Annotated in this window: 13 protein-coding genes; 10 read left to right on the forward strand and 3 right to left on the reverse strand. The window is 43.3% G+C overall.

Features of this window, described 5'->3' with window-relative positions; all coding sequences use genetic code 11:
• Positions 1–193: 193 nt before the first annotated feature.
• The 3 genes from pdsR to R3289_RS07140 all read left to right on the forward strand — a co-directional run bounded on the left by pdsR (position 194) and on the right by R3289_RS07140 (position 4,265).
• The gene (pdsR, locus tag R3289_RS07130; RefSeq protein ID WP_318924823.1) at positions 194–880 is read left to right on the forward strand and encodes a proteobacterial dedicated sortase system response regulator; all 687 of its coding nucleotides are present in this window, start codon (positions 194–196) and stop codon (positions 878–880) included.
• Positions 881–885: 5 nt separating this feature from the next.
• The gene (pdsS, locus tag R3289_RS07135) at positions 886–3,099 is read left to right on the forward strand and encodes a proteobacterial dedicated sortase system histidine kinase (protein WP_318924824.1); all 2,214 of its coding nucleotides are present in this window, start codon (positions 886–888) and stop codon (positions 3,097–3,099) included.
• A 527-nt stretch (positions 3,100–3,626) separates the two neighbouring features.
• A complete protein-coding gene (locus R3289_RS07140) occupies positions 3,627–4,265 on the forward strand; it encodes a hypothetical protein (protein WP_318924825.1) in 639 nt (212 codons plus the stop codon).
• Positions 4,266–4,367: 102 nt separating this feature from the next.
• On the opposite strand, the gene R3289_RS07145 is transcribed toward R3289_RS07140, so the two are convergent.
• Positions 4,368–4,766 (reverse strand): VOC family protein, encoded by a 399-nt coding sequence (locus R3289_RS07145; RefSeq protein WP_318924827.1) that lies wholly within the window; start codon positions 4,764–4,766, stop codon positions 4,368–4,370.
• Positions 4,767–5,403: 637 nt separating this feature from the next.
• On the opposite strand from R3289_RS07145, the gene R3289_RS07150 reads away from it, so the two are divergent.
• From R3289_RS07150 to R3289_RS07180, 7 genes are all read left to right on the forward strand, one after another.
• On the forward strand, positions 5,404–6,084 hold the full coding sequence (locus R3289_RS07150) for a response regulator transcription factor (protein WP_318924828.1): 681 nt from the start codon (positions 5,404–5,406) through the stop codon (positions 6,082–6,084).
• Positions 6,081–7,343: a HAMP domain-containing sensor histidine kinase gene (locus tag R3289_RS07155; RefSeq protein WP_318924829.1), complete on the forward strand. Its 1,263-nt coding sequence runs from the start codon at positions 6,081–6,083 to the stop codon at positions 7,341–7,343. Before R3289_RS07150 ends, R3289_RS07155 begins: the two co-directional genes overlap by 4 nt.
• Positions 7,344–7,504: 161 nt before the next feature.
• Entirely contained in the window at positions 7,505–8,419 is a 915-nt protein-coding gene (locus R3289_RS07160) for a DUF368 domain-containing protein (protein ID WP_318924830.1), read from the forward strand.
• 199 nt (positions 8,420–8,618) lie between these two features.
• The gene (locus R3289_RS07165; protein ID WP_318924832.1) at positions 8,619–9,092 is read left to right on the forward strand and encodes a hypothetical protein; all 474 of its coding nucleotides are present in this window, start codon (positions 8,619–8,621) and stop codon (positions 9,090–9,092) included.
• Positions 9,089–9,685, forward strand: coding sequence for an SCO family protein (locus R3289_RS07170; RefSeq protein WP_318924833.1), 597 nt, complete (start codon positions 9,089–9,091; stop codon positions 9,683–9,685). Before R3289_RS07165 ends, R3289_RS07170 begins: the two co-directional genes overlap by 4 nt.
• Complete coding sequence (locus tag R3289_RS07175) at positions 9,685–10,155, forward strand: copper chaperone PCu(A)C (RefSeq protein ID WP_318924834.1); 471 nt, start codon at positions 9,685–9,687, stop codon at positions 10,153–10,155. Before R3289_RS07170 ends, R3289_RS07175 begins: the two co-directional genes overlap by 1 nt.
• A gap of 234 nt (positions 10,156–10,389) precedes the next feature.
• Complete coding sequence (locus R3289_RS07180; RefSeq protein WP_318924836.1) at positions 10,390–10,653, forward strand: Lpp/OprI family alanine-zipper lipoprotein; 264 nt, start codon at positions 10,390–10,392, stop codon at positions 10,651–10,653.
• A 64-nt stretch (positions 10,654–10,717) separates the two neighbouring features.
• Here the strand turns inward: R3289_RS07180 and R3289_RS07185 are convergent, their stop codons facing one another.
• Entirely contained in the window at positions 10,718–11,629 is a 912-nt protein-coding gene (locus tag R3289_RS07185; RefSeq protein ID WP_318924838.1) for a L,D-transpeptidase family protein, read from the reverse strand.
• Between the two features lie 252 nt (positions 11,630–11,881).
• Positions 11,882–13,006 (reverse strand): acyl-CoA desaturase, encoded by a 1,125-nt coding sequence (locus tag R3289_RS07190; RefSeq protein ID WP_318924839.1) that lies wholly within the window; start codon positions 13,004–13,006, stop codon positions 11,882–11,884.
• Positions 13,007–13,115 lie beyond the last annotated feature (109 nt).

Consider the following 13,115-nt stretch of genomic DNA (forward strand, 5'->3'; position numbering starts at 1 on the left):
ATGAGGTAATTAAACCAAACGGTTCTGGCAATACCGGGGATGAAAAATGGCAATGTGGCGATCAAATGTGGCAGAAAAAAGGCAATCTGTTTTCCATGCTTTTTTAGCAAACTTTTTGTTGTATAGTCAGCACATAAAACGGCAAACGCGATATCAACAACCACGTTATAAAGACAAAACAACAAGGTAAACCATGAAAAGAATTGCCATAGTCGAAGATGAAACTGCGATCCGTGAAAACTATATCGATGTATTAAAGAAACATGGATACAGTGTCCAAGGCTATGATAATCGCCCGAGGGCGCTCGCCGCTTTTGAGCAACGCTTGCCCGACCTCGCTATTATTGACATTGGCCTGCAAGATGAAATTGATGGTGGTTTTTCCCTGTGTCAATCGTTACGGGCGATGTCACCTACTGTACCGATTATCTTTTTAACCGCCCGTGACAGTGACTTTGATACCGTCTGCGGTTTACGAATGGGAGCAGATGACTACCTGACGAAAGACGTTAGCCTGCCCCACCTAATTGCGCGTATTGCTGCCCTTTTTCGACGCAGCGATTTAATGGCAACCCCGACAGAGCAAGCAAGCTTAGTTGAACAAGGCTCGCTGACCATCGACAAAAACAAAATGCAGGTATTCTGGAAACAGCAACAGATCGAACTGACGGTCACTGAATTCTGGCTGATCTACGCCCTTGCCAAACGACCCGGACACGTAAAGAGTCGTGATGACTTAATGCAGGAAGCTCAGATCGTCGTTGATGACAGCACAATCACTTCTCACGTAAAACGTGTTCGTAAAAAGTTTGTCCAAAGCGATCCCGCATTTGACTGCATCCATACCGTTTATGGTATGGGCTATCGCTGGGGATCATAACTCTTATGCTTGAACTGCGTCTTGGTCTGCGTACCAAAGTCATTTTGATTTCCAGCTTCCTGTTGATCTTACCCTGGCTTGGCTATAAATATGTCTGGGAAATGGAGAAGCTGTTACGTCAAGGGCAAGAGCAGACACTGATCGGCACTACCCGAGCGGTGGCGACGGCATTAAATGAACGCCCCAAACTATTTAATCGCCAGGCGAGTTTCTTGCAATCCGTTGAAAAAGGCCGTGATTTGTATGCCTACGAGTTATATAGCCCGATACTGCTCGACGGTAAGATCGGCGAATGGGTGGAATATGATGACAAAATGATGGTCTATGGTCGCGATCACGTCCAATTCAGCCGCCGGCCCTATACGGCAAACAGTATCAGCTTCAAACATATGGTTGGTCATTATCAAGGTTACCTGTATGCGGTCTTTGCAGTAAAAGATCAGCAGCCTGTAATGCGTCGTACCGACACCATGCAGGTTGATCGCAATGATCATCTGGTTATTGCCATGACATCATCCGATGGCGACTTCCAGCGCTATGTTATATCTCCTTATCAAGACGGTCGGGTAAATGCATTTCAGATTTCAGAGGAAGAGCCTGATAGCAAGCAGAATGACACTCAACCTTCAAACACCGATCCAACCCGTATAGCCTCTGCAACTGTGGTTACCGAAAGTAATATTCAGGGCTTCTGGCAAACAACCGAACAAGGCTATAACGTAGAACTACGCATTCCATTAGCTTTGGTTGGCAGTAAATTAGGATTCGCTTTTTATGATGTTAATAATGAGCGTGATCGAGAAATAGACACCATCATTGGTACCTCAAACACTTCACACCTGAATCGCCTCGGCACAGTCTTAATTCCCTCGCCTGACATTGACAATATTTTGAAAGGCATGGGGCACACCGGTTCACGCATTTGGATCATTGATCGCCACCAGCGGGTTTTAGCACAAACCGGCGATATTCAGCAATCAAACGGTGTCTGGTCGACATCCATCAAATATGGTCAAGAGACTGACTCTTGGTGGTCTCACCTCGAAGAGCGTTTTTTGCACCCGTTTTATTATAAATTTCTGATTTCAGAGCCAGTCGATTTTGTCGACTCCCATCAAGATACTGCCTACCTGAAAGGGGTACATATCTCTCAGGCACTGCAAGGCCGAGGTTATTCTCACTGGCGTTTATCAGAAGACAGCAACGCAATGATCTTAGCGGCTGCTTATCCAATCTGGCTCAGCGATCATGTAATGGGAGCGGTTGTGGCAGAAGAATCCACCAATGGAATTCAGACTCTGCGTAATCGAGCACTGGAAAAACTGTTCAATGTCATTCTGGCAATCATTGCAATTGGGACGATTACTCTCTTCTTATTTGCATCGAATATTTCATCACGTATTCGTTTGCTCCGCGATGAAGCAGAACAAGCAATAGACAGCCAGGGACGGATCACAAAAACCATCTCGCCAACCAGCGGAACTGACGAAATCGGTGATTTATCGCGGAGTTTAGCCGCAATGGTCAGTCGTTTGAGTCAATACAATCATTACCTGGAAAGTTTATCGTCGCGATTATCTCATGAGCTCAGAACGCCGGTCGCGGTAGTACGCTCATCGATTGAGAACTTATCGATGCAGAATCAAGATGAAGATTCTCAGCGTTATATTGCCCGGGCTCATGATGGTATTCATCGCTTAAGCACCATTTTATCAAATATGACCGAAGCAACGCGGATCGAGCAGAGCTTGCAGGGTGCAGAAAAAGAGTCTTTCCCTCTCAATGAGCTGATATCAGGCTGTATGCAGGGCTATCAGATGGCATATCCGGAGCAGACTTTTAACGTGAAGCTACCTGATTCTGCAATAATAATAAACGGTGCGCCTGACTACCTTGCACAATTGCTGGATAAACTGATCGCCAATGCAGAAGACTTCAGCCGAAACCAAGACCCGATAGAAGTAAGTCTGGAACGACACAATAATGAAGCACGGCTGGTGGTAAGTAACCAAGGGCCGCCGTTGCCAGAAAACATGTCCGATCAACTGCTCAACTCAATGGTATCCGTTCGTACGCAAGATAAACAAACCAAACCACACTTAGGTCTGGGCTTATTTATCGCTCGTTTAATTTCCGAATATCATCAGGGTAGCATCCGATTACGTAACAGAGCTGATAACAAAGGGGTAGAAGCCATCCTACTGTTACCTCTTTCGTAACAAAACGGTCTGTTTATGGGTGAGATACCCATATTAAGTGAATATTCAGCGGTATTATTATGCCGATACAGTTGCCATAAATAAACCAATAGCAATAAGAATGGCAGCAACCGCGAGCAGAGCTTCAAAAAACATTTCTTGCATCATTCATCCAACCAGTAAACACTACAATCCTAATTTTCAGCATCATGTTTTACTCAGCCAATCATTAATTATTAATAACAAAAGCAACCAGCTAACAATGATATTTATTCTATTTTTATAACTTACAAGTAATATTACAAGAAGAAGCCAAATATAACCTGAACAACTTCACCTTTATAACATAGTAATGACTCCCCAGCTTTAACCATAATAAAGTAAACATATACTTGAGAGTGCGGTGAGACTTACCATTGCAAAAAATGTAACTGTGGAACATTTTCGTGTCTTTATTCGCATTTATATTCAAAGCCACTTGCTGCCACTGCTCCAGTCAAAGAAGCTGGTCTATTCATTCTTACACAGCCATTCGAATACTGTACCCCATGAAAGGATTACTCGCCTTACTGTTTATATTCACAATCTCCCCTCTCTTGGCTATGGAGTCGCAAAACACCGCAACACAACGCTCAGAAGATCAAAAACAAGATATATCGCTGCCTTTCAATGAATATTATGCACTGGCATTACTGGCAAAATGGCGAGTCAGTAGTACTGAATTACCACAACATACTGATTTTTTTAATGATATAGATGTAGGTGATCTTTACGGTAGAGACCTGAATAACAATCAGATCCGAGATGACTATGAAAAAATGCTACTTTCGAGCTATGAAAGGCCTGAATACGTCGTCATGGGGATACTCGCGACCAGAAAGTGGGACATACTGTTTGATGTCTACACAAATGACGTCCAAACCCACACCTTAAAACAAGCAAAAACAATATTCATTGAAAATATGGCCATCAATCATTGCTATTATGACCTGCAACAAATTGACCGACATTTAGCATCACCAATACTAGCTTACTTTAATACCGACGACCGGCTGAACGCGAAAAAATTCGCCGAAGAGCGGCTATTGGATGCCATCGGTGAAAATCATCATGCCTTGGTATTCTACAACCAACCTTGCGAGATTTTTTCCGATTTATTGAAAGTTGCCCTAAATTCAGAACAGTAACGCCAAATTTATAACTGAGATGTTACTACGCATCATAAATACTGCCACAAACAGCAAAAAAGCACAGAGTTCTGTGCTTTTATTTAGTTACAATGCGATTTTTTATATTGACCAGTCGCTATTTTGCAACACGACCCGATAGCCATCAACATCTTCAAATGTCTTACCGATTCGCTCCCAGTATGGATTATGCGATTCAGCCACAGCGAAACCGGCATCAATCATGCCACGACATGCCCGCTCCCATTCGCGGCTACAGGCAATATAAAATACCAGCAAATGATCTTGTGATGGCGCCTTACCAACAGTGGCGCCACGTTCTTGGGTAAATTCCAAATGATAAGGGTGATTTGAATGACTCAGTACTACACCATCAAATCCATCATGATCTTCAAATTGTTTTACCATTTCAAAACCCAACGCTTTGCTATACATCAAAGCGATTTGTTTCAAATTATCAGTTGGTCTTACAACGCGGAGTGTCGCGTCTTTAGGTATCATAGCCGTATCATCCTTAGCTCTTAGTACACAATAACCAAACGGTCGCTCGTTATATAGGGAAGTGACAATCAGCGACTCTTTTTATATGCTTGGTTAACTCACAGACAATTCTTATTAATTAAACAATGCCTGTCTCTTATACTGTTGCAGCTCAGACCGATACCGTCAAGTGATTAAAACGATAATGTGAAAGGTAACCGTCTGGTGTGAATTTATTAAAAAAGATTAATGCTTTTAGGCGGCTAAATAGACATCGTTAGCTTGACAACATACTTAGTAATAATATTCCTGATAGTCTTTCCAAGCATCCCAAAAAAGCATCAAAGTCGATTTTTCCAGTAATCCACAACAATTTTATTTCAAAGACTGGCTTGCAACTCCTGTGGCCTTTCTAGGCCAGAAGGGCAAGTAACCCCAAGTGGCTTCAAGGCGCAGAATTAAGGGGGCGAGTTCAATTCAAGAATTGATCAAAGCAATGGTCAACATACAATATCTTTTTTACTTTGTGAGTATTTTCTGTCCGGATGAATTTTACAGCTCAAAACGTCACAAAAAAGTCATCGACATTTTTTTCACCCTTTTTTGTGCCATCATATGACCCCAAACGACTTCAAAATGTGTGAACACAGATAAGACGATGAAATTACTTCTCATTGAAGACCATCAAGACATTGCTGGTGTCATTTTCGATTTCTTCGAAATCAAAGGGTACACCCTTGATTATGCGAACAATGGCCAGCATGGTTATGATCTCGCCAGCACTAACCATTACGATCTAGTCATCCTGGATGTCATGCTTCCTCGGATGAATGGCTTTACCGTTTGCCAGAAACTGCGAGAACAAGGAATAGATACCCCAATTCTGATGCTGACCGCACGCGATACTCGTGAAGATACGTTGGAGGGCTTTGCTCTGGGTGCTGACGATTATCTGGTGAAGCCTTTTGATCTTGAGATACTGGAAGCGAGAATAAAGTCCCTGACCCGCCGTCGCATTGGCAATAGCGCAACAAAAACACTTCACTTTGGCGATCTTGAGCTTGATCTGAATAGCCACATTGTCACCCGCAATGATTGTCAATTTTCACTTAATCCAACGCTTTTTACCATATTGAAGCTCATGATGCTCAGAGCGCCGAATATCGTGACGAAAGAAGAAATTATTTCGACGCTATGGGGCGATGATGAACCTGAGGGAAATGTGCTGAGAAGTCACATTTATCAACTTCGTGCTCAGATAGACAAACCGTTTAAGTACGCATACATCAAAACGGTACCTAAAGTAGGTTATCAACTTATTCGAGAGAAGAAAGAGTGAAGAAAATCAAATCAGCCAAGCAACTGACATTCACCTATTTTTCGATTGTTGCATTTGCCATTATTGCGATTCATTTCTCAGTCTTTGATTCTACACTTGAAGGCGTAGAACAATTAAATGCGCAAAACCGCCTTATCTATACCAAGCAAATCGCCCAAGAATTACTGGCAGACAGCGATGAAACTGATATTGCGATTCCCCCTTATAGCCATGCGTATATTGGCCAGGAGAATTTACCAGATGGCATCGTCATTCCCGATAATATCCAATTCGATCAAGCATTCGAAGTCGCCAGCCCTGATCCTATAGCGGCTGAATATTTCATGATGAAAACCCGGTTCACGATTAAAGGTGAACCGAAAGACACTTATCTACTGCATTTCGATGAAATTTATGAGATCAGTGAAGAACAAATGTTCTGGACCCAGACCAAGCAACTATCTATTTCTTTTGCATTACTTATCATCACCCTGATTGTGGTTCTTCGTATCTCAGAGCGATTAACCAGCCCTTTTTCTCAATTAACCGATGAACTTAAAAATCGTTCACCTCATGATCTCTCTCCAATAAATCTACCACCAGGCACAGCAACGAAAGAGCTGCTACAACTTGTTGACAGCCTGAATCAATATCAGGCTCAGATCCATGATTCGATTGAACGCGAACGCTCATTCAATCGTTATGCCAGCCATGAATTACGAACCCCACTCATGGTGATAAAAGGCGCAATTTCACTGCTAGGGCAATCGAATGAGCCGGCTTTTATTGAGAAGCAGCGAAATCGGTTATTGCATGCCAGTAACGAAATGAATGACTTTGTCACGACATTGCTCTCGCTCACCCGTGATGAAGATCTGTCGAAGCTATCTGAGCGTAGCCTAGATAAAAAAGAGTTACAGCAAATCGTTTCTGCACATAAACACTTACTTAATAATAAATCAGTGGTATGTGAAGTGATTGTCAGCGCCGAAACCAAAGTGAAAATACCGGAGACCACTTTAAAGATCTTAATTGGTAACCTGATCAAAAATGCGTTTGCCTGCACCGACGATGGCAAGGTGACAATTTATGTATCGCCGCAGACCATCAAAATCATTGATAGCGGCATAGGATTAGGCGCAAAACCGCGGGGCATCGATGGGTATGGCTTAGGGCTGGTGATTGCCAACGATATTTGCCGTAAATATGGCTGGCTACTCGATCTGACAAATAATGAAAATGGAGGTTGCACCGCTATTATCACCCTGCAACAGGGCTGAAAAAGCAGTGACCAGCCAGCATAAAATTAGTCATTATTGCTTTTTTTTTACAGCAACACGGTATAATGCCAATCAGGACAATTATCTGTCTAATTCAGTGTATTACCTCGATTGGTATAACCTGTCTTCCACAGCTCCATTAACGCATATTACGGACAACAATGAGCAAACTTTTTACTTTTCTAAAAGGCGCCGCTATGGGGGCTGCCGATGTCGTTCCGGGGGTCTCTGGTGGTACAATTGCATTTATCACCGGTATTTACGATACATTGCTTGAAAGCATTCGCCGTGTTAACCCAAGTCTGATTGGTATTTTACGCAAAGGGGGGGTTAAGGCCGCATTCGAGCATATCAACGGTACATTTCTGATTGTTCTGTTCTCCGGCATTCTGACCAGTATCTTCACCCTGGCCCGTTTCATTACCTGGATGCTTCACACTCATCCCATTCCACTATGGTCGTTTTTCTTTGGTTTGATCATTGTCTCTGTCGTACATATGCTCAAGCAAGTTGAAGCCTGGAAGATCAACCGCGTCATAGCAATTATCGCTGGTTCGCTGTTTGCTTACGGTATAACCGTGCTCCATCCTCTTAATATGGAGCCGACCTCTCTTAATTTCATGATTGCAGGCTCAATTGCCATTTGCGCTATGATCCTGCCAGGAATTTCAGGTAGTTTTATTCTGTTGCTGCTAGGCATGTACGGGCCAATTCTCACGGCAGCCAAATCGCTTGATATTGCTACGCTAGCGCTATTCGCTACTGGCTGCGTGATTGGTCTGCTGACTTTCTCGCATCTGCTGTCATGGGTTTTACGTAACTATCGCGATATTGCACTGACTTTCTTAACGGGACTAATGATCGGTACGTTAAGCAAAATATGGCCTTGGAAAGAAACGTTAACCTGGCGTACCAATTCCAGTGGCACTTTAGTGCCGCTACAGCAGCACAACCTCTCACCGTTCAGCTTTGAGCAGATCACCGGACAACCCGCTCTGATTGGCTATGCTGTTTTTGCCATGCTACTGGGTATTACCCTGGTATGGGGATTGGAAAAATGCTCTGAACAGTCATAAGCGTTTCATTTCTTACCCAAACCCTGTTATTGCAATTTAATGAAATAGCAGGGTTTTATACCAATCCTTCTCACATAATGGCCGCATCAATCAGATCTTTGCAAAATAGGAATGATAATATTCACAAACACATTACAACTTATTCCTTTTAGCCATGCCACTATTACAGAAAAACAAAAATCGTTCGGCGTTGGCGCAAATGCTTATCGCCTTTACTATCGGCTTTGGTTCATTTCAGCTTATTGACCATTTCTGGGTTGATTTCAGCACACTCGCTAATAACACCACACCTGACACCACATCACCGAACAGCACCTCAGCGGTACAACCAGGCGATGTATGCCAATTAAGCTCTAAAGCCTGTAACCAACAAGGTGCCCGCATTCAATTGGGCACTGATGTTGTTCACCCGCTAGAACCAACCGAAATTACGGTATTCTGGCCAGAGTTACCGCTGGAAATTACGACATTGGCATTGTCACTCGAAGGACAAGAGATGATGATGGGCGTCTACCGATTGAAATTAACTAAAGATACCTCAGGAGAATTTCACGGTGAGTTAATGCTGCCCTTTTGCACATCAAAGGCGATGACCTGGCAAGGCACAATTCAACCCTTGCACAGTTCAAAACAAGTCAAGCCTCTTAACGTATCATTAAGGATGACAAAGTGAAGTATCAATGGATTATCTTAACTCTGGCACTCGGTGCAGGGTTAATTACCCGCTATGTGGTAGATAGTCGCGACTCTACCACCGCGATTGAACCTGCCTCTCCGATGAATATTCTTGAAAGTGGCGATCAAACCGTCAACCTTTATGATCAGGACGATCCCCGACTGCGTATCATCTATTTTGGTTATACTCACTGCCCGGATGTTTGCCCCACGTCACTGGCCGTACTTTCTGCAGCACTAAAAGAGGTAAAGCAAGATCAGCTCGATCAAATTTGGCCTATCTTCATCACACTCGATCCTGAACGTGATCCGCCAGCGAAAAGTGCCGAATATGCGCAATATTTTCATAAGAACATCATTGGTATAACGGGCAATGCGACACAAACAAAAGCCCTTGCTGAAAAATATGGGGTGCTTTATATGCGTACCGAGCTTGAAAATTCCGCCCTGGAATACGCTATAGATCACAGTTCATTTTTTTATTTTCTAAAACCAGACGGCTCCTTATTAGAAAAAGTGCCACATACATTAAATTCAGCAATTCTGGTAGATGCGATTGATCGCCTGCTAATAATAAATGGAGATTCATAATGAAATATAAAATTCTGGCTCTTAGCTGTTTATTACTGGCTTCAACGTCAGTATATGCAGATCTGATGATTGATAGTATATACGCACGCGCAACGCCTCCCGGAGTGTCTAACAGTGCGATCTTCATGACCATAATCAATCATGGCGAAAGTGACCGCAATCTGGTGGCCGCCAAAAGTGATATTGCAGAGAATGTCGAACTTCATAATCACACCATGGTTGATGGGATGATGCAAATGCGCCAGGTCGATTCGATTGCCATTTCATCTCACGGCACCACCATTTTAAAACCTGGCGGGTTACATGTGATGCTACTCGGTTTGAAACACCCCTTAAAAGAAGGCGAACAAGTTGTACTGACGTTGCATTTCGCAGATGGGAGCACCGAATCAATGTTCGTCCCCGTACAGAAAGTAATGGCTGAAATGAAAGGTATGCAGCATGACGAAGATAAAAATCCGATCAATTAAGTACCTGCGGAGATTACGCCTGAAAGATACTTTCTAGAAATACTAATAACCACAACCACTCCCAAAGAGCCCATCGCATACCCTGTACGATAGAATTTTCTCGACTTTGAGAGAAGTTTTTTGCAAATGCAGGACATTTAATGAGCAGTTTTAGCAAGTTATGCCATAATGAATGTGCCGACCGGTACTTTTAACACTCGGTTTGTAGTGGCAAACAAAGGAGAAGAAAGAAAAATGAAACGTTCCCTATCTATCCTTGCAGGTCTGATCCTGAGTGCGAGCTTAATTGGTTGCTCTAGCTCAGATGAAGTCGATCAAATGCAACAGCTGACCAATAAAGTAGACATGCTTTCTGATCAAGTCAGTGCTCTACAAAGTCAACAAGATCAAATGGCAGGTGCCGTAAATGATTCGCGAGCAGCTTCAGATGCGGCCTACCAAGAAGCAATGCGTGCGAATCAGCGTATCGATAACATAGCTAGTTCGTACACTAAGTAGAGCTGTCATTTACTAATTGTAAGTGGCGTTCATACGCCACTTCTTCTTTTTATCTGCTCCCTGCCTAGTATTTTGTTATTTCGACGGGAATCCCCATCTGCAGGCTAAGTGCTGCACTCAATCTTGATTCCGCAACACGGTCATCTTCCACTACCGATTTTAAGAACGAATTCGCTCTTACTTTTTTAGGCTGTCCGACTTGTTCCTCTGTTTTTGATAAAGGCTGATGCACTTCGACAAATAGCGTCCCATCCGGCTCTACCGTCTGCTTTAATGGCTGGTTTATCACCTGAACTGGCGTTGCTTCTGGTACTTGGGGAAATAGCCATTCGATATCCCACGGATTCATTCGAATACAGCCAGCACTGACACGCAGGCCGATGCCGAAGTCTTTATTGGTACCGTGTATTAGATATTCTCCATAACCGTACCCAAGGCGCATTGCATAATCGCCCAACGGGTTTTCAGGCCCCGCTGGAACAACGGCAGGTAATTCGATATTTCTTTGTTCTAGATACTCTTTTCTAATATTCGCAGTAGGAGTCCAGGTGGGGTTTTCTATTTTCTGACTGATCCGGGTCACCATCGGCGGCGTTTCACGCCCGACACGTCCGATACCAATCGGAAACACATGAACGATTGAATCATCATCGGCTGGAAAATAATACAGCCTCAGCTCTGCGAGGTTAATGATGATCCCCTGTCGTTTTACATCAGGTAAAATCAATTGGGTAGGAACAGCCAACAAGGTTCCTATCGCGGGCAAAAACGGATCAACCCCTTTATTGGCTTCCAGCAACGCTAAAAATCCCACATTGTATCTATTCGCGATATCAGCCAGGCTGTCGCCCTTGCTAACCTGATAATACTCCATGGTACCGATGATATTACTGTTGTCAGCAGGCAACGAGTATTCAATTGCATTTACTGTCGTTGAAACTAAACACGCTAACGAGAAAAGTAATGAGCGATACACGTAAACGCCTCCAATAGTAATCTGATAATTATGGCAAAGTTTTGTTTTAACTGTCGTAGTTGACAAAAAATCCGTAACTTTAAGACGCTTAGGCCTAACCATACCGGTAAAGAGACCAACTAACTCATGCAGCTTTCCTTATCGGCATTATAGCTATTCTACTCTAATTCGGTTTTTCCGTGAAAAAAGATCACAAAGACGGAGTCTCCCCCGCCTTTTGCTTACATCCTCGTTACATTTGTACTGTCAAAGTTAAGCGTATTGTGCTGTCACCATCTTCCAGGTTTTACGCTGCTCTTTAAGGTGCCTCTTCATTTCGCTGTATTGCTGTACAAACTCGAAATTTTCATAGTGCTTGACCAGACGTGCCTTCTTCAGCTCAATCATTCGCTTCTTGGCGCTATAATAATCTGAAATTTTGATCATCAGCGCTTCGTATTCCTCTTCCAGCCTTTGCTGACACACATTGCTATGCGATGTCGTGGATAGCTTTGCCTGTAAGCGCTTAAGCGTCATTGTCGCTCTGGATTTCTCGATGCGCTCTTCCGGACAAACCCGTAAATTTTTAGTCAACCCCAGCCAGAAGCATGACTTTATCAACCATTTTGTCGGATCAAACTGCCACCAGCGAATGCCATTACGGTAATCATGCTCAAAGATATGGTGATAGTTGTGGTAACCCTCACCAAAAGTTAAAAACGCAAGAAAACCATTATCACGTGCCGTATTTTTATCGGTGTATGGTTGAGCTCCCCAGATATGAGCCAACGAGTTAATAAAAAACGTTGTATGGTGGCTTAATACCAAGCGTACGACACCGACTAACAATAGCGCTCCCCATACATCACCATGGATCAGGCCAAACAGTAACGGGATCCCGACATTGGTTACAATTGCTAAAGCTATATAATATTTATGCTGCCACATCACAATTTTATCTTTCTGCAAATCACGGCAATTTGAGTAATCCGTGTAACGGCTCGCATGGTACTCTCTGAGCATCCAGCCAATATGGCTATAAAAGAATCCTCTCTTCGCTGAATACGGGTCTTTTTCATTGTTATCAACATGACGATGATGAACTCGATGATCGGATGACCAATGCAATATACTGTTTTGCAAAGCAAAAGCACCGCCAACAGCAAAAATAAAACGCAGTACACCGTTCGCTTCATAGGCTTTGTGCGACCATAAACGATGGTATCCCGCCGTTATAGACAGGCCGCAATAACTGAATGTGAACAGCAGCATGATCGCCTGTGTCCAGTCAAAGCCTACAAAATAAGCATACAGCGGTGTCGCTATCACTGCGATAGCTAACGTGACAGTGAAAATAAAGGCATTCAGCCATATTATCGGAGGCCTGTTGGTTGACATTTTCTAACCCTTTTACAATTCAGCGTACATGTGTAAGCCAGAATAATCATCGAATGGATCCGGGTCAATCAGAAAATGTGATTTTTGTTACCGAACGTAACTAGGTGTG

This window comes from Photobacterium sp., from assembly GCF_033720175.1.
Lineage (GTDB): Bacteria > Pseudomonadota > Gammaproteobacteria > Enterobacterales > Vibrionaceae > Photobacterium.

Excerpts from the sequence above, each read along its gene's own strand:
- R3289_RS07165 (WP_318924832.1), top strand. The coding sequence starts at position 8,619 with ATGCTTATCGCCTTTACTATCGGCTTTGGTTCATTTCAGCTTATTGAC.
- pdsS (WP_318924824.1), top strand. The coding sequence starts at position 886 with ATGCTTGAACTGCGTCTTGGTCTGCGTACCAAAGTCATTTTGATTTCC.
- R3289_RS07175 (WP_318924834.1), top strand. The coding sequence starts at position 9,685 with ATGAAATATAAAATTCTGGCTCTTAGCTGTTTATTACTGGCTTCAACG.
- pdsR (WP_318924823.1), top strand. The coding sequence starts at position 194 with ATGAAAAGAATTGCCATAGTCGAAGATGAAACTGCGATCCGTGAAAAC.
- R3289_RS07190 (WP_318924839.1), bottom strand. The coding sequence starts at position 13,006 with ATGTCAACCAACAGGCCTCCGATAATATGGCTGAATGCCTTTATTTTC.
- R3289_RS07140 (WP_318924825.1), top strand. The coding sequence starts at position 3,627 with ATGAAAGGATTACTCGCCTTACTGTTTATATTCACAATCTCCCCTCTC.
- R3289_RS07160 (WP_318924830.1), top strand. The coding sequence starts at position 7,505 with ATGAGCAAACTTTTTACTTTTCTAAAAGGCGCCGCTATGGGGGCTGCC.
- R3289_RS07150 (WP_318924828.1), top strand. The coding sequence starts at position 5,404 with ATGAAATTACTTCTCATTGAAGACCATCAAGACATTGCTGGTGTCATT.
- R3289_RS07145 (WP_318924827.1), bottom strand. The coding sequence starts at position 4,766 with ATGATACCTAAAGACGCGACACTCCGCGTTGTAAGACCAACTGATAAT.
- R3289_RS07180 (WP_318924836.1), top strand. The coding sequence starts at position 10,390 with ATGAAACGTTCCCTATCTATCCTTGCAGGTCTGATCCTGAGTGCGAGC.